Origin of the sequence: Pseudogracilibacillus sp. SO10305, assembly GCF_037072005.1 — a bacterium.
In the GTDB taxonomy this organism is placed as follows: domain Bacteria; phylum Bacillota; class Bacilli; order Bacillales; family Amphibacillaceae; genus Pseudogracilibacillus; species Pseudogracilibacillus intestinigallinarum.
On sequence record NZ_JAXHDE010000010.1, the window covers coordinates 73920 to 98158 of the forward strand.

Annotated in this window: 22 protein-coding genes and 1 pseudogene; 4 read left to right on the plus strand and 19 right to left on the minus strand. The window is 32.2% G+C overall.

What is annotated here, in order from left to right:
• Positions 1-78 precede the first annotated feature (78 nt).
• Positions 79-546, minus strand: coding sequence for a helix-turn-helix domain-containing protein (locus tag SPD45_RS09305; RefSeq protein ID WP_442962009.1), 468 nt, complete (start codon positions 544-546; stop codon positions 79-81).
• A gap of 312 nt (positions 547-858) precedes the next feature.
• Here SPD45_RS09305 and SPD45_RS09310 point away from each other — a divergent pair, with 312 nt between their 5' ends.
• Both SPD45_RS09310 and SPD45_RS09315 read left to right on the plus strand, forming a co-directional pair.
• Positions 859-1116: a hypothetical protein gene (locus tag SPD45_RS09310; RefSeq protein ID WP_336267468.1), complete on the plus strand. Its 258-nt coding sequence runs from the start codon at positions 859-861 to the stop codon at positions 1114-1116.
• A 320-nt stretch (positions 1117-1436) separates the two neighbouring features.
• Complete coding sequence (locus tag SPD45_RS09315; protein ID WP_336267469.1) at positions 1437-1976, plus strand: GNAT family N-acetyltransferase; 540 nt, start codon at positions 1437-1439, stop codon at positions 1974-1976.
• Positions 1977-2061: 85 nt separating this feature from the next.
• Here SPD45_RS09315 and SPD45_RS09320 read toward each other — a convergent pair whose 3' ends face one another.
• The 6 genes from SPD45_RS09320 to SPD45_RS09345 all read right to left on the minus strand — a co-directional run bounded on the left by SPD45_RS09320 (position 2062) and on the right by SPD45_RS09345 (position 7131).
• Positions 2062-2688 carry a hypothetical protein gene (locus SPD45_RS09320; RefSeq protein ID WP_336267470.1) on the minus strand — a complete coding sequence of 209 codons (627 nt, stop codon included), beginning with the start codon at positions 2686-2688 and terminating at the stop codon, positions 2062-2064.
• A 127-nt stretch (positions 2689-2815) separates the two neighbouring features.
• Positions 2816-3541, minus strand: a complete 726-nt coding sequence (locus tag SPD45_RS09325) for a hypothetical protein (RefSeq protein ID WP_235763031.1) — start codon at positions 3539-3541, stop codon at positions 2816-2818.
• 22 nt (positions 3542-3563) lie between these two features.
• The gene (locus SPD45_RS09330; RefSeq protein ID WP_336267471.1) at positions 3564-4805 is read right to left on the minus strand and encodes a T7SS effector LXG polymorphic toxin; all 1242 of its coding nucleotides are present in this window, start codon (positions 4803-4805) and stop codon (positions 3564-3566) included.
• A gap of 12 nt (positions 4806-4817) precedes the next feature.
• Positions 4818-5429 (minus strand): type VII secretion protein EsaA, encoded by a 612-nt coding sequence (gene esaA, locus SPD45_RS09335; protein WP_336267472.1) that lies wholly within the window; start codon positions 5427-5429, stop codon positions 4818-4820.
• A 119-nt stretch (positions 5430-5548) separates the two neighbouring features.
• Positions 5549-5845 carry a WXG100 family type VII secretion target gene (locus SPD45_RS09340; RefSeq protein ID WP_324233965.1) on the minus strand — a complete coding sequence of 99 codons (297 nt, stop codon included), beginning with the start codon at positions 5843-5845 and terminating at the stop codon, positions 5549-5551.
• Between the two features lie 755 nt (positions 5846-6600).
• Positions 6601-7131 carry a hypothetical protein gene (locus tag SPD45_RS09345; protein WP_324233964.1) on the minus strand — a complete coding sequence of 177 codons (531 nt, stop codon included), beginning with the start codon at positions 7129-7131 and terminating at the stop codon, positions 6601-6603.
• 370 nt (positions 7132-7501) lie between these two features.
• On the opposite strand from SPD45_RS09345, the gene SPD45_RS09350 reads away from it, so the two are divergent.
• A complete protein-coding gene (locus SPD45_RS09350) occupies positions 7502-7852 on the plus strand; it encodes a hypothetical protein (protein WP_336267473.1) in 351 nt (116 codons plus the stop codon).
• A gap of 114 nt (positions 7853-7966) precedes the next feature.
• Positions 7967-8635, plus strand: a complete 669-nt coding sequence (locus SPD45_RS09355) for a Crp/Fnr family transcriptional regulator (protein WP_324233962.1) — start codon at positions 7967-7969, stop codon at positions 8633-8635.
• Positions 8636-8681: 46 nt separating this feature from the next.
• Here the strand turns inward: SPD45_RS09355 and SPD45_RS09360 are convergent, their stop codons facing one another.
• The 12 genes and pseudogenes from SPD45_RS09360 to SPD45_RS09420 form a co-directional block, all read right to left on the minus strand.
• On the minus strand, positions 8682-9914 hold the full coding sequence (locus SPD45_RS09360) for a metal-dependent hydrolase family protein (protein WP_324233961.1): 1233 nt from the start codon (positions 9912-9914) through the stop codon (positions 8682-8684).
• A gap of 39 nt (positions 9915-9953) precedes the next feature.
• On the minus strand, positions 9954-11351 hold the full coding sequence (locus SPD45_RS09365) for a YfcC family protein (protein ID WP_336267474.1): 1398 nt from the start codon (positions 11349-11351) through the stop codon (positions 9954-9956).
• A gap of 65 nt (positions 11352-11416) precedes the next feature.
• Positions 11417-12118 carry a DUF554 domain-containing protein gene (locus SPD45_RS09370; RefSeq protein WP_336267475.1) on the minus strand — a complete coding sequence of 234 codons (702 nt, stop codon included), beginning with the start codon at positions 12116-12118 and terminating at the stop codon, positions 11417-11419.
• A gap of 15 nt (positions 12119-12133) precedes the next feature.
• Positions 12134-13243, minus strand: coding sequence for an aminotransferase class V-fold PLP-dependent enzyme (locus SPD45_RS09375; RefSeq protein ID WP_336267476.1), 1110 nt, complete (start codon positions 13241-13243; stop codon positions 12134-12136).
• 134 nt (positions 13244-13377) lie between these two features.
• Positions 13378-14556 carry a metal-dependent hydrolase family protein gene (locus tag SPD45_RS09380; protein WP_336267477.1) on the minus strand — a complete coding sequence of 393 codons (1179 nt, stop codon included), beginning with the start codon at positions 14554-14556 and terminating at the stop codon, positions 13378-13380.
• A 13-nt stretch (positions 14557-14569) separates the two neighbouring features.
• A complete protein-coding gene (locus tag SPD45_RS09385; RefSeq protein ID WP_336267478.1) occupies positions 14570-16105 on the minus strand; it encodes an AbgT family transporter in 1536 nt (511 codons plus the stop codon).
• 828 nt (positions 16106-16933) lie between these two features.
• A complete protein-coding gene (locus tag SPD45_RS09390; protein WP_336267479.1) occupies positions 16934-17161 on the minus strand; it encodes a hypothetical protein in 228 nt (75 codons plus the stop codon).
• Positions 17162-18090: 929 nt separating this feature from the next.
• Positions 18091-18601: pseudogene (locus SPD45_RS14415) on the minus strand (aldehyde dehydrogenase family protein); the annotation flags it as partial.
• Between the two features lie 568 nt (positions 18602-19169).
• Complete coding sequence (locus SPD45_RS09405; RefSeq protein ID WP_336267480.1) at positions 19170-20423, minus strand: MFS transporter; 1254 nt, start codon at positions 20421-20423, stop codon at positions 19170-19172.
• Positions 20424-20427: 4 nt separating this feature from the next.
• Positions 20428-21873 carry a response regulator transcription factor gene (locus tag SPD45_RS09410; RefSeq protein ID WP_336267481.1) on the minus strand — a complete coding sequence of 482 codons (1446 nt, stop codon included), beginning with the start codon at positions 21871-21873 and terminating at the stop codon, positions 20428-20430.
• A gap of 15 nt (positions 21874-21888) precedes the next feature.
• Positions 21889-23256 carry a sensor histidine kinase gene (locus SPD45_RS09415; protein ID WP_336267482.1) on the minus strand — a complete coding sequence of 456 codons (1368 nt, stop codon included), beginning with the start codon at positions 23254-23256 and terminating at the stop codon, positions 21889-21891.
• A 197-nt stretch (positions 23257-23453) separates the two neighbouring features.
• Entirely contained in the window at positions 23454-24179 is a 726-nt protein-coding gene (locus tag SPD45_RS09420; RefSeq protein WP_336267483.1) for a glucose 1-dehydrogenase, read from the minus strand.
• Positions 24180-24239 lie beyond the last annotated feature (60 nt).

A 24239-nucleotide genomic window follows, 5' to 3' on the forward strand; every position in this document is an offset into this window, starting at 1 on the left:
TACAATAAAAAGTAAGAAAGGTCTTTGCCTTGTAAAAGTAAAAGCAAAGACCACACAACGAAATTTCATTATTTCCTTTTATTCCTCAATATATTTATCTTTTAAAATGCCAGATATAACGCCACCAATAATCATTAATACTACTGGAGCAAACGCTACAATCATTTCAAAAAATGTTGATTCTATCACTAAATAAGATGTACCGAAAAAACGGTTTATGCCATATACAACAAATTTGATAATCAAGAGTAATAACCCTAATAAAAATACTGCATCAAAAAAGTCCTTCCACTTTGGATATGCCAACTGCTTACTATCTTGAATCACTTTTTCAGTCAATGCTTCATCACTCCTTAATAATTCGTCAATCGTAATTTCGAATAAATCACTTAAATCGATAATAACTTCGATACTTGGATAATTTTTTCCTGTTTCCCATTTGGAAACGGATTGACGGCTTACATGGATTTTTTCCGCAAGAAAAGTTTGGGACCATCCTCGCTTCTCTCTTTCTTTTTTTAACCGTTCACCAAAGTTCACTTTCATGTCCTCCCTTCCCTTCTTATTATGTTCGGAGTATAGTTGTGAAGTAAAGATAGTTCTCGTTGCACCTATGCGCAACATGGGGTTGCACATTGATATGACGGCATTTGCAGACGATTGTTCATCGTATATTTTAGAATCTTAATAAATTTCATTTCCAAGAAATGCTAATGTAATCATTTCATTAAGTAAATTAATATTAGCAACCATATGTAACTAACGAGATAAACATTTCACTCCACGGTTGAATGTGATAAAATTTTAAATATAAACTATTTTATGAATCATCTTCATTATCCAAAAGGAGGATAAACATTGAAGCGTAACTATATATTTGGAGCACTATCATTGCTCACTGTTTTATTTAGCATTATTTTTTACTTCATTGTAAAAAGTGGAGAGTTTAGTACGACATTTAGTATCACTATATTTAGTATTGCATCTTTATTAGGGATCATTTTTGCAATTATAACGAAACGAATTGAAACCATTCTAATCGGTGTTACTTTAAATGTCGGTATGATCCTCATCATCTTGTTTTTAGTCTTATCAGTTGGACTTACCACAAATTAAAATCAATATCCTCTCATTTATTCTAGTAAATGTGGGGGTATTTTTATAAAAAATAACAGCGAAATTACTATGTCAAACGCTGGAAGTGATTTCTTCTGAAGGATTATTTTCCTCTTTAATCGATTCATTGCTGAATTAAATTTTCCAAAATATACTGCATCATATCACCGCAAGCCTAACAGCATATCAATATACTACCCTCTTTATTAGGTGAACTAACTGGGAATATAAGGTTTAACAGTTCTATTTAAGTTAATAAAATAGTGAGATAAACTGGTGCTCTCTATATAAAAAATTACACATTTAGGAGGTTAATAAAATTGTTTCATCTAAAAATAAATGATCAAATAGACTTAAAATCACTTGAGAAAAATGACGCTAAAGAATTGTTTAACGTTGTAGACCATGAAAGAGATTATTTAAGAAAATGGCTACCATGGGTTGATAGTATGAAGCATTACACTGATTATGAACCAATCATAGAAATGTGGTTAAAACAATTTACTATGCACGATGGTATTCAAGCTGGTATTTTACATAACAATAAATTAATAGGTATGATTGGATTTCATGGTATCGATTGGACCAATAAGAAAACGAGTATCGGTTATTGGCTATCAGAAGGATATCAAGGGAAAGGAATTGTAACTGAAGCTGTTAAAGCATTCATTGGCATTGCTTTTAATGAATACAAATTAAATCGAATTGAAATAATGTGTGGTGTGAAAAATGAAAAAAGTAAACGGATTCCAGAACGCCTTGGCTTTACATTAGAAGGTACGATGAGAGATGCCGAGTACTTGTATAATCATTTCCATGATTGTTATTTATATAGCCTCTTATCAAGAGAGTGGAATTAGGAAATTTTATTAAAAATGCAAGCACTTTACTGTGATAACCCTGCCCCTGGAAGATAGTACCTCGCTTTAACTTCTGGGGGTATTTTTAAGATTCCTTTTTAGTCCATTGTTCGTACAACCGTGCTTTAACCTTCTCATAACGCTCTTGTTGAATCCGTTGACGTTCGCTCTCAGACAACCTTTTCTCCTCCTCAAAGTGAGCAAGATTCAGTTTTCGATATAAGTCATTCTCAATATACGTGTGAAACTGTTTTTCTACCATTTTCAATCGAATTTTAACAAATAAAATGATAGAAATAATATTCATCACTCTCGTAATAGGTATTAACACTATTACTGGTGAAGCATTTGATTCAAATATTGTATTAATAAACACAATAAAGTACATAAATGAGTTGATAAAAAAGAACAAAAATCCAAAACCTATATGGGCATATAGCATCCCATACGAACCAAATATGATTGTTAATATAATAGATCTTTTCCCATTCCTTTTATAATAATCGTAAGGAATAAACGTTTGATCATGTGATGAAAAAAGTGGAGGCTTAAATTTAAAATAACGAATTAGAGCAAGAACGACAAAAAGAATTAAAAACGGAGTAATAAAAACGGCCATAAACAATAAAAATAACTCTAACATCTTCTGATCCAATCTAAATTCCGCATTATTTTCCTCCTTTAAGGTAGAAATATCTTGTATTACAATCATGACATTATCCGTTTGTTTGGGCAATACTTAATTTACATATATTATTTTATTTCTACACTCTAATTTGTTCCTCGTATAATTCAAGTATTCAGCGATATTTCTCAACTTCAAGATGGAATGTTTGTCATTATTTTATTTCCACTCCTTGTTTGATAAGTTTTTCCTTTTTCTTATTTCCATGCGGTTGATAGATGACATATTTCATATTGGCTTTCATAAAAAAATATCGGTGTAAAAACTTTGCTGCAGTGTAGCTACAAATAATAGCAAAGAAATATATACTAACCATTGAAATAATATCTTCTAACATCGTATTTTTTTCTATTAATACATAAAATAAGTATCCTATCCCCGGAGAGGCGGTTACCAATCCCATATACTTATACTGATTACTTTCTTTTCTTTCTTTTATCGGATCACCGGAATATTTATGTAATTGATATTTCACTAAAATATAGACCAATACAATTGTCACTATGGCTATAATAATATAAAATACCGTGGAGGTAATTTGAAGCACATGAAATATCACCCACACAAAGGTTATGAATAATGATATTCCTCCAAGCGCTCCCCAAACACCCATAAATAATATCACCTCTAATTGAGTCGAATATGGATTTTTTATCATCAGTCTTATCCACCACAAATGAATAATAAGGACAAATGGTAAAACGATCCATAAAAGTTCTATCTTTAACAACATTGAAAATCCTAAAAGTAAAGGGGCATCATATATTATCAAAACTAGTACAGCCACACTCCATTTAACATCACCAACATAAATAAATTCCAAATGATCTTTAACATATAAAGCCAAATCCTCATATCTCGTTTCGGGATCTATTTTCACTATTTTCCATCCCCCTGTACTATTAAAATATTACGAATACAGCTTTACTTTCTTTAGCATAATAGCTTATTCCTTCAGCTATTCCCATGTTGTTGGTCGATAGTACCGTTAAACCTAAAGCTTGTAAATCTGCAGATGTTTCTTCAGAGAAACCGTTGTCCTCTGAATATTTCCCCATCAGAGAGAAATATTTCTTCTGGTCAATATTTCCGCTTTTATATTCTTGAAGAATCTGATTTAATATGGTCCTATCTTGATCATCAACATTTAATTGTTCCAACTTCTTTTCATGCATTTTATCAATCTCTAACATCGACATATTTCCTGCTTTATCTGCTACATAATCATCTAGCATGTCATGCTTATCTTGATAGTCCCAAAATTTCGCAATTGTTTGCTCTTCTAATCTTCCCTTATTCATATTACTATTCGTTTGTTCAACCTGACCTATAATTGCTACATATTGCTCATATCCTATTTCACCTTTGCGATAATCTTCAAAAGCCATTTTGATAATCTCTCTTGATGATGGTTTATTTTGTACTTGAAGTGCACTATCCCTTATATCTCTTGCTTCTTCTATTTCCTTATTTCTTTCATTCTCTTTCTCCTCATTATAATCAGTAAGTTTTCTTAGCGCCTCTATACTCGAAACACCCTCAAACCCTTCAAAGCTCGCCTTCCCTGTACTACCTTTTGCTTTATTCATCACCGTTTCAATTTGCTGCATAATGGCTTGGACATCTGTCTCATTTCCAGTACTTGTGAAACTATGTATGTCAGCTTCTAGCTCTTTCGTCTCTTTAACGGCCTTCTTTTTCCACTCATTCACATCTGAGAAGTCTGGGGATGTTGCGGAAGTAAGGTCGGATACTTCTGAAATAATATCATGAATCGTTTCATCTTCACTTGTCAGCTTTTCAAAAGTTTTTTCGATATCTTCCCTTACTTCTTGTACATAGTGGCTTGTAATGATGGCGGTCTCGCTGTCATCTACTTCGGATTCGAATGTTTTAATATGCTGTTTGACGTTCGCTTCTAGGTCCTCAAATAATCCTTGAAATGCGGTAAGGACGGTTACATGTAACGCATGGAAATAGCGTTTCGCATCTTTGGCTGCCTTACCTGAAAAGGAAGACATCCCCTGGATTGTATCGATGCTTTTAATCACTTTCTCCAACTGCGAGTGCATATCCAAGGAGATTTGTTGGAGGTCATCTGAAAAAGCATGTATTTCTACCATATCTACTTTCTTATTTCCCATTAATCTCACTCCTTATGGTCGAATTGGTTGTGCATGTGTTGAATTAGCAATTTCCTCATCTGTTTCTACCATTGTTTCTCCGACAGTTTTTAGTGTCGTAATATCTATTATATGATCTTGTGCATTTTGTAAATTCCCAATAATACTTGCAAAATACACATCGATAATTCTACGGTTCATATCATTCAAAATAGAGCTAGCAGTATCCTCTGCCTTCGCACGGATATTATCATTATCAGATGCATTTATTTTGTAATCTAATACTACTTTTTCAGGCTTTTCTTCATTAATCGATAATGCTTTTTCTGAAAAGTCATTTGGAATAACGATCATCATATCGTACGTACCCCGTTCTAACCCATTTTCAGCAATTCCACGATTAACTACATGCCAATTCTGTTCTTCATCTTTATCTAAACTCTTAACAAAGGCATTTCCAAAATCTAACTCCGTCTGGTTAAATGAAGTCCCCTTGTCTTCGTTTACTAAAGCTACATCCATCTTTGTTTTACTTGCCAAATTTTTTGACTTTGATAATTGATTGAATGATAAATAAGTTAATCCCACCGTTAATATCAAAATAAGTGCTAAAAATGTGAATAATTTTAAATAGGATTTTTTCATATGTATCATACTCCTGAATTTTTCTTTAACTTTCATAGTTATTCATTATGTAATAGGTGGAGACTGTATAAGCAGTTTTAACATACATTAGTATGAGCTATTAGATAATAGGAAGTGGATTAACTTAAGCCAAAGTTTTGAGATAATGCTTCATCTTGCTCTTGAACTGCTTGTGCAGTCTTCTGTAGTTGAACTTGTATATCACGAAGTAGCTGTTCAAAATCATTTACCTTTGGACGTAATTGTTGAAACTGTTCATCAAAACGCTCAAACGCACGTCCTTCCCATTCGCCTCGTAATTCATCTTGAAGACCCTGAAGCTTACTCAATACATCGCTAATTTGTTCAGCTTCTTCACCATAACGTTGTGCCTTTCCATGAAGTTCGTCTGGACTCATTCTAATTTGTCCTGCCATACTATTCATCTCCCTTAAAGTTATTTAAACTATAAACATATTACATATGTTATAGTCCCCTAATACATTACATCCTAGTAATATCTGAATTGAATGTCAATTCATTTCAGAGTTGGAATAGTCTGGAATCCCTATGAATATCAACATTTTCTCAAAAATGATTATTCCTATCTATTTGCTAACATTTTCACAATAAGGCCCTTCGATTTATTTTTTTACGTTATTTTTACAATTATTAAATTCATCTGTTTAGGTACAAAAAATTATGCGAAGAACGATAAATAGATTTTAATAGAAGGATAGATAACGTAGTAAATGGTGGTGTTACGATATATCCGCGCTTTGTTGGGATGGGTTTCGCTCTATCAATTAAGAGCTTCTTTTATGAAGAGAACTTTGTCTATCGATTATGGGAATCAGACGAAGGAATGGAATACCGTTTTTTCAATTCAATTGGTGGGATTATTTTTATAAATGAACGATAGAACAAGAAGTAGTCATTGTGATTACTAGTAGCGAATTAGATAAGCCAGCCGAACCACTCGAACTAGAAAAATATGCTTTATTCCTTGTAACTAAAAGATGAGCGTATTGCAGAAACACATGGAGAAAAATTGGTTTAATCGTAATCTGATCACTCCAGCTCTCATCTTAACCAAACATGTTAAAGTTATTTTTTGCTGAAGCTGAAGTGATTCGGTATTTAAATATGATGTTGGTTCATTTCTAGATAACCATATACATAATTGCGAAAATCACTCTTTACTCTCTTCTATGATAGTAAAATTCCCAATCTTTCTATCACTCTTTGTAAGATTATACTTTTCGAATACTTTATTTTGATAGTCAATAACATCGGAGTACAATGAGTCTAATTTTTTATTATCAAATCTGAGATTCCGTTCTGAATAATCTCCTTCATAGTATTTTCTAATATTATCAAATGTTTTTAATGCGAACTTCTCTGCTTTCAATTGTAATTTATTCATTTTCTTTGCCTGTTTATTGTCAACCTCCACATTTTCAAGCATTGTAATAACTTCCTCTATAATCGGAATAATTTCATTTTTAACGTATGCACTAGCTTCCTTTTTGTCTCCTTTTCCTTCTAGCTTTCTAAATTCAGGATTCATTTTATCAAACTGATCCTTTTTAAAATTATTGATATGAATCCATTCCTCATTGTAATATGCTATGATATCTTCTGCTTCCTTTTCTTTATCACCACAGGAAACAAGTAATACAGATACTGTAATTAAGAGTAATAACGATGTAATTTTCCTCATTTTCTTCCATCCTTTCTCCCGTGCTATCAATTGTTCTATTTTTCTAATTATGGAAATCGCATCGAGTTCTATGACCTGTTTTTATTCGCTTTTCATTTGGTCACTTTCCGTTCCAATTTTAATTTGCTGCACAATCTCACTTATAGCCTCTTCATCTCTAACCATTATATCGACTTTAAATTCACTTCCAAATTTTGTCAACTAGATTCCAAGTAGGTTTTATTATTCTTTTAAGAAGACATATGAAAGTGACCTCATTGTTACATGGATTTTTACAATATTTTGAATCAAAACATTGTATTAGGGAGAGGATTTTTGGAAACAGATTGATTATATAAGCTTAGGTGTTTACTGTAGAATAAAGCATACGATGAAATTGCGGCAAAATGATGAAACAACTTTGGTTATTCTTTATATTGGTAGGTTGTACGAAGATGCAGTGCCCACTCATTTAGATGTGCCATTTACAATTGATTTAGCATTGGAAAAGATAAAAGATATAGCCGGGCAAATTTATGTGCCCGATTTGGAGCATATGCATAAAGCGAAGCGTCACTATTATTATATTGCACAAGTGATCGGGGCAACTATTTTATTGGAATATGTTTTTGATGAAAATGAGAATACTGAGGTTTCCGTATTGAAGAACAATCCTTTTCTCACTTATATATCTATGATATACCTTTATTTTCAAGGAAAGGGTTTGGATTTAATTTTATAACAATGTTAGAAAATAATATCTGAATATCTCCAGCCTATTGAAGCATTATATAAAAATTTCCGTTATAATTATACTTATATTTCTGAAAAAAATAACTATTAAGGTGGGAATAAAATGCTAGATAGATTAAATTATTCACCTTGGCTTGAAAATTTAAAGTTTGATTGGTCTGAACTCTTTGATATAGGTAATAAAATTCATATAAAAAAAGGAAACATTCTCTATAATGCCCATGATCAAATAAATTTTGTATATATCATTATGAAAGGCCGTGTACAATTATTTCTAATTAATGAAGAAGGTAAAGAAAAATCTTTAATCATTATAGGAAAGAACGGTCTGTTAGGTGAATATAATCAAGAAAATAACGAGTATATTACATATACACAAACTGTTTCTGATACTATTTTATGTAAAATACCGAAAAGGAAATTTGAAACACTACTTGAAACAAATAAAAAATTATCAGAACAAAGATTAGAAATGTTAACGATGAAATTAAATTTAGTAGCAAACAGATTGCTTCAAACATCGTATGATGATTCACAAAGCAAAGTCATTAGAGTGTTTGTCAATTTAGCAGAAACATATGGCGAACCTATAACTGAAACTAAAGTGAAAATTAATATAAAATTTACCCATCAAGAAATTGCATTTTTAATTGGTTCTACTCGTGTTACTGTTGCAAATATGATTAAACACTTAATCAATTCCAATCTCATTGAAAAAACAGATGGATACTATTTTATAAATAACATCAATAATTTAAAAAGTATGATATAAATACATATAACAAAAGCAAGTGTACAAACGACACTTGCTTCTTTTTTTACTCTACAAAAGTAACCTCCTGCCCATTTTTGTATACTTTTTCAACCTTTTTTTGTAACAACATAATATCATGTAATGGATTCCCATCTACAATAATTAAATCTGCAATATATCCTTCCTTAAGTACACCACGATCTTCTAATTTTAATGCTTCAGCAGCTCGACTTGTCGCAGCAATAATTGTATCCATTGGAGTCATACCTACATTAGTTAAGGCTTCCAATTCATACGCATTTTCTCCGTGGTAATTAAATGGTGTACCCGCATCCGTTCCAGTTATTACTTTTACCCCCGCATCTAAAGCACGCTTCAAATTATCAATATGTGCTCTTTCAAAACTTTGTACTTTTTCTAAATGATGTTTGGGTACGCCAGCTGCTTCACCATATTTTATCGTTTTAAACGCGGCTAATGTTGGTACTAAAAACACATCATGATTTTTCATAAAATGGATCCCATCCTGATCAATATATGTCCCGTGTTCGATTGTCCGTACCCCCGCTTGTAATGCATTATTTATTCCCTCACGCCCAATTGCATGTGCTGCCGTTACAATATCGAATTTTTCCGCTTCTTTTACCGCGATTGCCATTTCTTCCACTGTTAATTGCGATATTTTCGCATCTCCTGGGGACATACCTCCTCCAGTCGCCATTAATTTAATATTATCAACATTCAATTTTAATTGTTCACGAACTGCTAATTGTACATTACTCATCCCATCAGCAATAGTTGATATTCCATCAAATCTAATACCATCTGGAAGCATATCACCATGTCCACCAGTAGTCGTAATCGCTTTACCACTTGCCAATATATTTGGACCATTCACAATACCTGCATTAATAGCATTTCTTAAATGTACATCAATTTGTCCTTTCTCCCCAACACATCGAACCGTTGTAAAACCCGCACGTAACATTTTTTCTGCCTTTTTCAATCCTTTTAAAATCGTAAACTTTGCATCCTCAACAATTAATTTTTCTAAATATTGCGCCTCACCTTCTAACGTCAAATGAACATGTGCATCAATCATACCAGGCATGATTATCTTATGTTGGACATCTATTACTTCGAGCTGTTCATTTTCGTGTAGCTTCAAATATTCCGCATTATATTCACCTACATACGTTATTCGATCATTGTCAACAACGACCATTCCCTCTTTAACAACATCTGAGTTTATTCCATTAATAATAGTGGCATTTTTAAAAACTTTTACTGTATTCATACGTTGAAACTCCCCTAACATACATAATTATATTCAAATCTAAAATGGTCCCCATTGAATGAACTGGGCAATAACTAAAAATATTGAGCCTAGTACAGTCCATGTAACAATTAATGGCATAATGAAACGTAGCCAAGTCATATATGGTACTTTCGCAATTGCTAAGCTCGCCATTAGAGCTCCAGAAACTGGGTATAAAATATTTGTAATACCATCTCCAAGTTGCGTTGCAAGCACTGTTGTTTGTTGGGTAATTCCTACAATTTCAGAAACGGATGATAATATCGGCATTGTAATTAATACTTGTCCACTCCCAGAAGGAACTAAGAAATTAAAGATAGATTGAGCTAATAAATATCCTACAGCACTAATACCATCTGGTAGTCCTTCAATTATATTTACTAAACCGAATATAATCGTATCAATAATCATGCCGTTTTCTATAATTATTAAAATCCCTCTTGCTAACCCAACGACGAGTGCTGCTAGTAAAACGGAATTAGCTCCTTTAATAAAATTATCTGTTATATCATCTAAAGACATTTTTGCTATTAAACCGCTTACAAAAGCTACAACAAAAAATATCGCTCCTATTTCAAACATGAACCAACCTAATTTTAATACACCATATATAATGATCCCAAATGCAATAATCAATAAAAAGCCAATGTATCCATGATATTTTTTAGGCGTATGTTTTTCTTCTTCATAACTCTCAATAAATTTTATATTCTCTTTATACACAAGGCTATTTTTCGGATTCTTTTTAATTTTACTCACATATCTTAATACAAATAAAATCCCGACGACAGTAAAAGTAACTAATACAACTAACCGATATAAAATACCAGAGTATAATGGCAATCCGGCAATTTGTTGGCCTAAACCTACAGTAAATGGATTAGTTAAAGATGCCGCAAATGCCCCACCAACGGAAACTAAACAAATTGCTACAGCTGTTAATAAGTCTAGTCGTAGTGCAATACATAATGAAATCATAATTGGTACATATACAATTGCAAGTTCTAATGCACCAATAAATGAAGCAATCGTTGCAAAAATTAACATCATAATCGGAATGATGATAAACTCTCTCTTCCCTAATTTATGGAGCATTTTTTCAATTCCCATAGAGATTGAGCCAGTTGTATTAAGTACTTGCCATGTTCCACCAATTATTAAAATCGTCCAAGCAATCATACCCGCTTCTGTTAATCCTTCTGGTATTGCTTTAAATACTGTAAATAAACCGACAGGACTTGACTCTGTTTTACTATATGAATCTGGAACAACTAACATTTGTCCGTTAGAATTTTCTACTCTTTCATACTCCCCTGAGGGAATCACCCACGTTGCAACCATTGCTAATAACATCATACATAGTAATATAATAATAACATTTGGAAACTTAAATGTTTTTCCTTCAGCATTTTCCATAAAAATCCCCCTTACAAAATATATTTACGATTTCAAACAAATTATGAACTCAAAAATTAACTTAATTATATATACCAAGCGATATATGTAATTAGTATCCCCGTGATAATAGACGGTAATAAGTTAGAAATTTTGATATTCGTTACGTTCAATAAATTTAAACCAATACCTAGTATCATAATTCCTCCAACTGATGTAATTGATACAATAATGTCATTTAATAATTCTATTGGTACATATTGATCAATTTGTGTTGCTAATAAAATTAGTGCACCTTGAAATAGAAATAGAGGAATGATGGAAAATATAACTCCTATCCCCATCGTTGTTGCAAAGATGAGTGCAATGATGCCATCCATCATCCCTTTTATCATTAACACATCATGGTTACCACGAATACCACTATCTAATGCACCAATAATGGACATTGCTCCAACAACAAAGAACAAAGTAGCATTTATAAATGCTATATTTACTTTCGTATCATGACTAGCTATATTAATTTTTCTTATTATCCATTCAATACATTTATTTAAATGATCATCAATCTTTAATAATTCGCCAATAACAGTTCCACTTACCAAACTAATCATTAATAACACGATAGACTCTACTTCAGAGACCATATCTAACCCAATATATATAACAACCAATGAAATAGAAATCATAATACTATTTTTAAAATTTTCTGGTACTTTAGAAAAAAACAGCCCTATAATTCCACCAAACAATATCGTTAAACAATTAACAATTGTCCCAATAAACATAGGTTACACCTTGTTTTACGTGAAACGAACGATTGTATCGATTGCTCGTATAATCTCTTCTTTTGTATTATAAAAATGAGGTGCAATCCTAATAACATCATTTCGTGCAGATAATAAAATATTCTCTTTCTTTAATGCTGCCTCTAATTCATTTGCATTAGGTACATAAATCGCTGTATTAGAACCTTTTTTCTTCGGATCTAATGGACTAGCAATGTGTAAATTTTGCTGTTGACTATATTCAAGTGTGAATGATGATAGCTCTTGTAAATATTTTTCAATATTTTTCACACCAATCTTCAATAAAATTTCCAAAGCACTACTAGCAGCAAAGCCGTTAATCATTGGAAATGTCCCCGAGTCGAATCGAATTGCGCCGTTTGCATATGTAACATTTTTTCCATCAAATGAAAATGGATTCTCTTGACCAAACCATCCTGTAATTTTCGGTGTCATTTTTTCCGCTACTTCTTCTTTTACATATAAAAATGCAATACCTGGGATTCCCAATAAGTACTTTTGCATACCAGCTGCAAGAAAATCAACATCCATTTCTTTTACATCAATATCAAGTTGACCAGCAGATTGATAAGCATCTACAAAAACTAAACTATTGTTTTCTTTTGCTAATCTAACAGTATCCGCTATATTATTGATCGCACCATTATAAAAGGATACATGTGGTACAGAAACTAACAATGTATTTTCACTAATGTTTTCCTGTAAGCTGTTCTTTCTAGCATAATCCACGAATTTTACATTCTTATCATTTTGTGAAAGCGCCACATGTCCAATACACGGAAAATCATTTTCCGCAACAAGAAACTCATTCTTCTCACCTTCCACCTGTAAGCTAACAGCAACAGAGGAAATTGCATGCGAAACAGACGAGACAATTGCTATTTCAGAAGGCTTAGCATTGATTAATTGTGCAAACTTCTTTCTCGCATCTTCACAAACCTCCATCCACAATTCCCAATCCATTCCATCATTTTCCCACGAATTTATATATTGATTAATACTACTTTTTACATTTTTGTGTAAAGCACTTTGTGAACAACTTGATAACTGTATTTTATGTTCTAATATTGGAAACTCATTTCTTATATTTGTAATTTCATTCATTGTGTATCACCTTTCTTTATTTGTATTACATTTATTGTATAAACCCACTGTAATAATTTCTGTATTATATTTTACAAATTATTAATATATATTTTATAAATATTGTCCACAAATTATCTGTCACTGTGTATCTTTTAAAGATCTATGCTTTTTCCGTTCATAAATACAGAATGCACATTTCGTAAATTTGAAATATTTTCTGATATTTCCCCTTTTACTAATACAATGTCAGATAACTTACCAACTTCAAGACTTCCAATCATATCTTCAAATCCTAGGGCTTCAGCAGCAGTAAATGTAGCGGCCTGAATAATTTCTTGCACAGACATTCCTAACTTTTCCATAATTTCTAACTCAGTTACAAAATCTCCATGAAAATTAAACGGTGTACCTGCGTCTGTACCTGTTGCAATTTTTACACCAGATGTATAAGCTAATTGAAAACTTTCTTGATGTGGAACAGAAGCCTCTTTATTCTTGTCTACGGCATATGCCGGAATCCCAGCCTCCACTCCATGCCTTATCACATTATATGGAGCCGCAAGCGTAGCAACTAAATATGTGCCATGCTCTAACATTAACCGAATTGCTTCATCATCTAAATACACTCCATGCTCTATTGTTGTAACACCTGCTCGAATTGCATTTTTAATACCTTCATTTCCTTGAGCATGCGCAGCAGTTGTCTTTCCGGCATGACATGCTTCAGTACAAGCTGCGTGCATTTCACTTTCTGATAATTGACTTGCACCAGGTTTTACACCTGGAGTTAGCCCACCACCTGTTGCCATTAACTTTAAAACATCGGCTCCATTTTTTATTTGTGTTCTTGCTGCTTTTCTTACTTCATTTTCGCCATCAGCTTCAATTGCAAAGTAATGACAATGTCCACCAGTCATTACAATCGGCTGCCCAGCCGCAAATATGCGTGGACCAATAAACATTCCTTCAAGTATTGCTTCTCGTAATGTAATATCGACATTATATTTAGATCCACAATTACGTACAGTTGTAATCCCAGCACGTAAATGCTTTTGCGCATTATTTAATGAACGATATGCCGCCATTGCCTCATTGTCTTTGTTAATTAAGGCAGCTGGGTCTGGTGTTGCATCCATATTTAAATGTACATGCATATCTATCATTCCCGGGAGGCAACTTAATCCCTTACCATCTATTACTACATCTATTTCCTCATCAATTGTTTCCTCTCCAACCGCTAATATCATCTGTTCATTAAAAATAATAGAAGAATTTAATAATACTTGCCCACGACCATCATAAATTGATACATTATTAATTTTAGTTATCATATAATATCCCTTTCTAATTTAAATTGATTCCATATCCTGGTCCGATTGGAATACCTATTACATACCAAATAATAATAAAGATAATCCACCCTATTGCAAATACGATAGAATAAGGAATTAATAACGACATAAACCTACCAATACCAATGTTAGATTCATATTTTCTTGCAAAGGTTAGTACCATAATAAAGTACGCCATCATAGGTGTTATAGGGTTTGTTATAGAGTCCCCGATACGATATGCTACTTGTGTTAAAGCAGGGTCAATATTCATCAACATAAACATTGGTACAAAAATCGGACTTAAAATAGCCCACTTAGCTGCATTACTAGAGATCAAAATGTTAATTAGTGAAGAAATTAAAATAAATAATAAAATTAAAGGCAATCCTTTCAATCCAATTCCTTCAATAAAATTTGCACATTTAATCGAAATGATTAATCCTAAATTACTCCAATTGAAAAATGCAATCATCTGTGAAGCAACGAGTGCAAAAACGATAAACGTTCCCATACCAGAAATTGCTTTATTCAAATGTTGTACGATATCTTTGTCTGATTTAAATTTTCCTGCTAATAAACCATAAATAACGGAGGGAATAAAAAATAATAACATCGTTAAGGGAACTATGGAAGCCATAAACGGAGAGCCATCAATCATTGCACCCGTTTCCGGATTCCTTAATGGTGCTCCTTCTGGTAATAATGAAATTAGTAATAAAATGATAAATAATATAACTGAAACCATTGAACATATAAGTGCTTTCTTTTCCTTTGCTGTAATTTCTGATGTTAAATCGATGTCTTCAATTTTATTATTATAATTTCCTAAATGTGGCTCTACTAATTTATTATTTATCCAGACAGCTAGCGGGATTAACATCACTGTTGATGCTGTAATAAAATAATAATTCATTGCTGGATTCGCAACATAGGAAGGATCAATAAGCTCCGCAGCCGATTGAGTAAATCCTACCAAAACAACATCCGTCGTATTAATTAATAAATTCGCTGTAAATCCACCTGCAACAGAAGCATAACCTAAAGCTAGTCCAGCTAACGGATGTCGATTAAGTGAATAAAATACCATCGCTGCTAAAGGGGGAATTACAATAAATGCCGCATCTCCAGCAACATTTCCCATAATACCTACAAACACAATCATCGGAACGACTAACTTTTTTGGAGATTTCATAATTGTCACTTTCATTATCGACTCTGTTAAACCTGTAGATTCTGCAATACCTATTCCAAACATTACTACTAAGACAAGTCCCAACGGCGGGAATGTAATGAAAACATCTACAAACTCTGTTAAAATTTTCACCAAACCATCTGACGTCAATAAATTCACAGCCTCTACTGTTTCATTATCAGCAGGATTAACAGCTTTTACACCAAGCATAGATGCGATTGCTGAAACGAGTAAGATAATAATGGAAAAAGCAACAAACAATGTAACTGGATCTGGAAGCCTATTTCCATTCCTTTCCACAAAATTTAAAAATTTTTCAAATCTTGTTGTTTTATCTTTAATGTTTTTTTCCAATCTAAACCCTCCTTATAAATAAAGCGCATACATTTCTTCGTCTATGCTTTCCTTTCTTGTGATAATTCATTATAAAACAATAGATTTTATAAATATGTAAAAGTTTTTACACTTTTCAAAAAATATACGCTAAAATTTATCAAAAGCTTAAAGTGAATTATATTTTCTTACATTTTTAATGATGGAGTTGCCTCTGTAATACTGTAAGACGTCATATAAAGAGGAACGCAAAAACCCTCTTTGATACTTAAATCAAAGAGGGTTTTTACACTAGAGTACATTATTCTCGGTATTTTAAACTTGATGTTTAAATGTCAAGATAATTATGTACACTTTTGATTGTTTAAGAATGTACAGTCTGATTTAATTAGTAAAATTAAATTTTACTATTTTTCGACATCAGACTTATCAGTTTTTTTGAATATGATTTTTTAACTAATGTAATGAAAAATTCATGCAATCCTTGTAAACACGCTCGTTCTTACGAAAAGAATAATGCCGTAAACACAAAACTAAAAAAATAACAGAACATCCCAAAAATAAATAACTTTTCCACTAGCAATCTGGATGAAACATTCGTTGTGAACATAAGTTATGACAAACAACCATATCAATATTAACTGCAACGACATATCCCAGTCCATGCATCCACGCTATTACCCTTATAAGTAGTATAATAATAGCTAATACAAAAAGTACACCAAACAACAAACTATCCTAATATTTTATGTATGAAAATATGATAACATATTTAGGATTAGTAAGTCGGTTATCCATAAAAGAGACTTGCTCTCCTTCGATTATTGTAAAGGATCTTTTCTATTTCCCCTATTTTAAAAGCTGTTCAAAACCTTGATGACGTACTTTTCTTTCTGTTTCAGTTACAAGATCGTATTTCTTCAGTAAATGAAATAACTCATTCAATACCAATTGACTTTGTTTCTGTTGTAAAAAAATAACACTCTTTTTGTATAAATCATCACGTAAAAATGCCTTTTGTTCTTCTAACTTTCTTTGTACATCGTCTAACGTATGGTCGATTGGGCAATAACTCATATTATCTTCTCCTTTTGAACTTTCTTTTTAGTTATTTTCACACATATTTATCACAATCTTTTTAGAGATAATATATATTCCCGTTAATTACTTCAATTATAATTAATTTATATAAATTAGTTATTATGTAATCATCTCTTTTCCTTTAATTGTTCTACCTCTATTTTCAATATTTGTTGTGTCAATTTTTCCTCTGTCGCCTTCGATACTATTCTATTTAAAGATTCGTTGCCAACATAAGATTCCTTCGCATACTGATCAAAGATTGCTGTTCCCTATGAAACAGTTCATCCATCGTTATTTCGACACTATCCGCATAAAGTCGATACACAAAAACATTTCTTGCCTGTTCCATTCGATATGCCAACTAATTGCCTACACTTCTGTAGACCGCTTCCATTGTGATTCACAAAGGACAACAATGTTTGCATCCTGAATATTTAATCCAATCCCACCTAAAGTAATTTAACTTACTAAGACAGAACCTACTAGTACCTCTATAAAGTTTTCAATAATTATTTGCCTATAAGCAGGTTATACTTCACCCGTTATCGGTTCAAATGTGTGTTCTTCCAAACATTTAAAAACGGCATCGAGTACACTTCTAAAAAAGAAAATATGCGCACTTCACAATTATTTTTTTCATTTTCTCATAAATTTACAGCAACCTATCGAGTTTTAGTTACTATATTTGGCCACCCTCCAGTCCAAGCAGCCCGATGCATTAACATCATGCTCTTTTCTTAAACATCTACCCTGATTTAGTAATCAATTAATAGTTTAAAGAATTAAAATTATGATCCAATTAAAAATCTGAAATATTTTCATTTCAAATTTGTAAACAACTTAAAATGTCAGTTAACTTTTTGAGAATATTTTAAAAAACAGTACTCCAATAGATTCAGTTCTCATAATAAGCTAATCTTAATCTACTTGACATCATTCACAAATTTTGTAAACTCTCTCATAATAAATGAAGAGCCTACTAAGACAACATAATCAGCTCCAGTTTCATAAGCCTTTCTAGTTGAAGATAGATCACTAGATACAGTTCCTATTTTCACCTGCACCTCTTTAGCTTGTTCATAAAATGATTTTATCACACTCTGAACTTCACTGTTTTCCAGTTGATTTGGATAACCCATGCTAACGGATAAATCAGTTGTACCAAGAAAAGCTTTACGTACACTTCCCCCCATTATTTGTAAAAATACAAACACCATTAGCGAAAGATGATGCGTTGGAAAGTGCGATGGCTTTGTCTAAGTTTTTCACACATGCGATAGATAATACTGGTGCAAAGATTTCATCTTGCCAAATTTTCATTTCGCTTGTGACACCATCAAAAATAGTTGGCCCGACAAAATAACCACCTGCTTGAACACTTTTATCCTTTCGGCCATCACGGAGTAGTTTTGCACCTTCTTTTTCACCTGTTTCCGGATTGTATACTGGTTCAATCTTTTTGGATGTCGATGTGGATAAAATTGTCGACGATGAATGTATTTGTCAGATGATTGTATCGTACACTTGATAATTTTACACATTATTCTGTTAATTATACGTTAAAAGGGCTAATATGACGCCATTTTTTTATTTGCTCGGATACTCGTAAACGTTTATGATATAAGTAACAAATGCGATATAATGCCTGATCCTGATTGTTAACATTTTTTGTAAAGGAGAAATGATATTATGAAGAAATCTACCATTTACAAATTATTACGCATCTCAAACAATATCAATGATATTAAGAGGGGAAAATTCCTGCAACGGATTGGACGGCGTTTTACTAGACGTATCTCTAGTAAAGGAATTCGCCGACTATTTAAATAATAGATGATAGTAAAAAAGCCTCCTTCAAAGAGGGCTTTCTATACCTATCCAAACAATCTACAACCAGTAATAATCTCCTCAGTCGTCGCCAGTGTCGCTTCATAGATTGCTTTTCGTTGTTTTAACATGTTGTTCTAATAAGTAGAATAAAAAGTTTAATCCTTCATAAATTCTAATCCTTTGTCATGATCCAAGTTGTAATAAGAGCTAATGGAGAAAATACTATAACTGAGGCGTAAATAACGATACCATAACCAAAATTTTCAAGTACAAACGGTGATGATGAGCTAACAATTGCCCAACCTAGCCAACAAGATGCCGAATTTACAGATGCAGCCGTCCCACGTACCCTAGTAGGGAACCTTTCCGTAAACATTCTTGGTATTATCCCCCAAATACCAGCTCCAAAAAAATTCCATAATAGAAATCCCTTTAGGAATGAGGAAAAATCACTAGATGCATAGTTTAGCCATATAATTAACAAACTACCTATTGAAATGAAGATAAGACTTGCTCTACGAATTCCTAATTGTCCACCAAGCCAACCGCAACAAATATATCCCAAAACACTAATCAGACTCCCCAAAACCGTTACATAAGTTGTTTGGGTCAAATTAAGACCAAATGCATCACTCATCCAATATGGTGCAAACCATATTAGTATACTATATGCAAAAACAGCAGAATTGATATAAATCCAAACAAGTATACTATTATATAAATTCTTCCCCGTTAGTAACATATTATATGCAAATTTAAATTTATCTATATAACTATTTATTAATTCGTTTAAAGTTGCCTTCATGTGATAATTGGTAGAATTAATTCGGAGTTTACGCTCCTTCATAAACTGTTCTGGCTCTTCTACAAATAACCTAATCACTATAACAATAAACGCTGGAATTGTAGCAATAAAAAAGGCGCTCCTCCAACCCAAAGATGGAATTGAATATATTGTAATTACACCTGCAAGTGCAGTACCCGCTGGCCAACCAGCCGCCATTATTCCCATCAACCAACCACGATGTTTTTTGGGAACAGACTCCATTAAAATAGTAGCTCCCACAGCATACTCCGCAAATGCACCACCAGTTGCAATTAATCTAAAAATCACCAATGATGAAAAGCTCCAAGCTAAGCCACTTAAAAACGTTCCCATTGTTACAAGCACAAGAATCCATTGAAAAACTAATTTCCGTCCCCAAAAATCCATTAATGGGCCAACAAATATACTAAAAATAACTGCTAACAGAAAACCTCCACCGACAATAAAACCAAATATCTTCAAATCAAAGTCAAATTGCTCCATCAAATGGGGGCCTATAAAGAAAAATAATGATGCATCCATTGCCGATATCATCCAACCTAAAAAGGTAATAAAAGTTAAAAACAAATGATAACTTCGCAATTTTTGTGGCTCATTCATAATTTCACTCCGTTTTCTGTTTGTACAATTCTCGATAATGATTTGGTGTAAAACCCGTTTCTTTTTTAAATACCTTCAGGAAATATTTCACATCGTTGTAACCAACTTTCATACTAATTTTATAAATTGGAATAGATGAACTCAAAAGATGTTTTTTAGCGGATTCAATTCGCCTTCTTGTGACGTGTGATGTATAATTTGATTTTGTTTCCTTTTTTATAATGAAACTTAGATATGCTGGTGATAAATTCAAATGTTCCGCTACCTGCTCTAAAGATAATGAGGAATCATGATAGTGTGTGTCAATAAATTCATTTACACTCACAATATGGTTTGTTTTTAATGGATTAAAGTTTTTAATCACGTCATCTATCATAGATTCAAATTCAGGATGATCTGTATTCAACTTATCTCCCGGTTCATTTATAGACTTGAATTTGTGAAATAATAAGACGTGATTATGTGACTGTAATTGCTCTGTTGTTAAATATCGGGATAAAAAAAGATACATTTGAAACTGAATAATCCACGCTTGACCTGGGGCACTATATTTTTTCAGGACATTATCTATAGTATCTTTAACAGTTTTACTATCTTCTCCTTGGAGCGCTTTTAGTATCTTTGTTTCTTCCTCTATAGAAATAGAAATATTCAATTCAAAAGATTTGTTATCTTCATTTCCTTGGTTATACGATGTTCGAAATACTTGTACAGCTTCTCTATAAGCTGAAAAAAAACTATCGTTAATATTATTTTTAATACGACTAAAACCAATAATTTGCTCACTTTCAATTTCATCCAAATAAAATTGAAGCTCCGTGCTAAAGGCATTACCATATTTAGAACCAATAATAGTTAACTGATGCCCTCCAATAGATACGGAAGAATAATAAAACTTCCCCTTTATAAGATTGACAAGTTCAATACTAAAGGGATTTGATGAAAAAACAATACAGTAATTGAAGCTACTAGGGATAAAGTCAATATTTGAACTATTTGCTGAAAATGCTAGCATTTCATAAATCACGTTCTTTAACTCTAAGTTTGTAAAATTTAAAGTCTGCTTTTTTTCTAGCCTAATCATATCAATTATTTTAGTAATAGTTTTTTTTAATTCTTCTGGATCGACTGGTTTCAATATATAATCCGCAACTCCATGCTGTATAGCCTTTTTAGCATAATCAAAGTCATTATATCCAGATACAATGATAATTTTCGGTGTTCTGTCTGTAATCTCCGATATTTTATCTAACATTCCAAATCCATCAATTCGGGGCATTTTAACATCCGTAATTATAATGTCCGGTTTACACGAGTGTAACAATTCTAACGCCTCTTGCCCATTGCTAGCACTAGCAACATGTTTAATATTTAAATCTCCCCAGTCTAGCATTTTTTCTAAACCCTTTCGCATCCAGCGTTCATCTTCAACAATCATCATTCGTAACATTTATTCCCCTCCATCCTAGTTTTTAAAAGGTAAAGTGATTTTCACACACAAACCCTTGGGTTGTCGCGAATGAAAAGACAATCCATATTCTTTGCCGAAAGCTAGTTTAATTCGAGTATTAACATTTAAAAGTCCAATCCCTTTATTTTGCACTGCTTCTTGGGATGGATAGACTTCCTTGAACAATTCATTCATTTCATTCAATTCTTCTTGTTCCATGATTAATCCATTATCTTCTACATTAATAATGATTGAATTATTACTGCTATACCCTATTATTCGTATCAATCCTTGTTCTTCTTGATTTTCGAAGGCATGTGTAAAGCAATTTTCAACGATTGGTTGAAGCATAAATTTAATCGTTTTATACTTTAATAATTCACAATCAATTTTAATCTCTTTTCTTATCATGCCGTCAAACCTAATAAGTTGAACATGCAAGTATCTTTTTATTTGTTCTAATTCATCTTTTAAGAGGACATACTCGTTATTCTGTTCTGTATTGTAACGGAACATATCTGACAAAGAACGTGTTAATTCAGCAATTAATGGCACTTTTTCAATTATTGCAATGGAGTTAATCGTTCCTAGTGTATTATAAAGAAAATGTGGATTAATTTGTGACTGTAAATTTAAAAACTGAGCCTTGTTTGTTTTAATTTCAAGATTATAACTTTTATCAATTTGTTCTTTTAATGTCTGATAAACTTCATTTAATTGAATAGATATGTCCCATATTTCATCTTTAACAATTATTCCTTCTGAAAGTGATACGCTCTTATGTTTTATTTCTTTTGAAAGTCTTCTAATTGGCCTCGTTAAGTAAAATGATATCAAAACAATTGAAAACACACTTATAAACCCTACCATAATAATGATAATCGTTAGTTCCCTAATAAAAAGTGTTTTCTCTTGTATATGGTTGGTTAATGTATTTAATATATAATAACAATCTAGCTTTTCATCGTAGTAGTAAGATATAATCATATCTTCATTACTAACATTTTGCTGAAATCCACCTTTATTTTTCGTGTCAGGAATATCTTCTTTAATTTTGCTTAACAATTTGGTTAGATCTGTTTTCTTTTCTCCTGAGGAGTATAATAACTCACCTTTGCTATCCACAATATAAATTACTTGATTCCCTATTTCAAAATCACTCAAAATATCTTCATATAACGTTCCCTGTTCGGAAGTATCATTTAAATTTGAACTAGAATTTACGTTGCTAATTAACTGCAGTAAATGCGTATTTGAGTCAATGAAATTTTCATATGATCTCATGTTTCCTAATTGAAAAATCAATATAATAATTATTATGATAGGGATGATTGTCATAGTAAAATAAAGAATCATATATTTATACTTTATACTGATAAACAAATGAACCATCCCCTTTATTATTCGCATTTAAATTATAACAAAAAACAACTTTAAAACATATACCCTATATAAAAAGTGAGTTCGTTTTGATTGATTACTTTATCAAAGCGAACCCACTTTTTAGGTTATATATAATCTTAAAAACTATCATTTCATTTCCCTTATTCCAATCCTTTCTTACACATCGGATTAAATCTTTATTGAGCTGTAAATCCTCCATCTATAACAAATTCTGCTCCGGTAGAAAACGTTGATTCATTTGAAATTAAATAAAGAATTATATATGAAACTTCCTCCGGATCTGCAATTCTTCCCATAGGAGTTGCCTTTTTAACTGCATCAAACACTTCTATATTTGTCTTTACTCCACCTGGATGTACAGAGTTTACTCTAATGTTATAATCAGCAAACTCAAGTGCAGCAACTTTAGTTATCCCAGTTACCGCAAATTTTGTCGTAACATAAGCAGTAACATTCACGGATCCAACTAAACCAGATGTTGAAGAAACATTTACAATGGATCCTTCCTTAGCCTTTTTCATAGATTTTACCACAGCCTGCATACCTTTAAAAACACTGTACAAATTAACAGATATAACATTCTCGAAATCTTCATCTTTTAATTTTTCTAAAGGAATATCATTCGGTCCAACTATCCCAGCGTTATTTACAAGACCTGTAATAGACCCAAACGCAACCTCTGTTTTTTCAACAACAACTTGCCAATCGTCTTTATCAGTGACATCATGTTTAATAAACAGTGCATTTTCACCAAGTTCCTTTGCTAATTTCTCTCCCTTTTCCACATCTATATCAGTTAATACCACTTTTGCCCCTTCTTGAACAAATAATCTAGCATGTGTTTCTCCCATACCATTAGCCGCACCTGTTATTACGACTACTTTCCCTGATAATCTACTCACATTTCATACCTCCATTGCTAAACATATAATAAATAATCATAAATAAAACATCTCTATCAC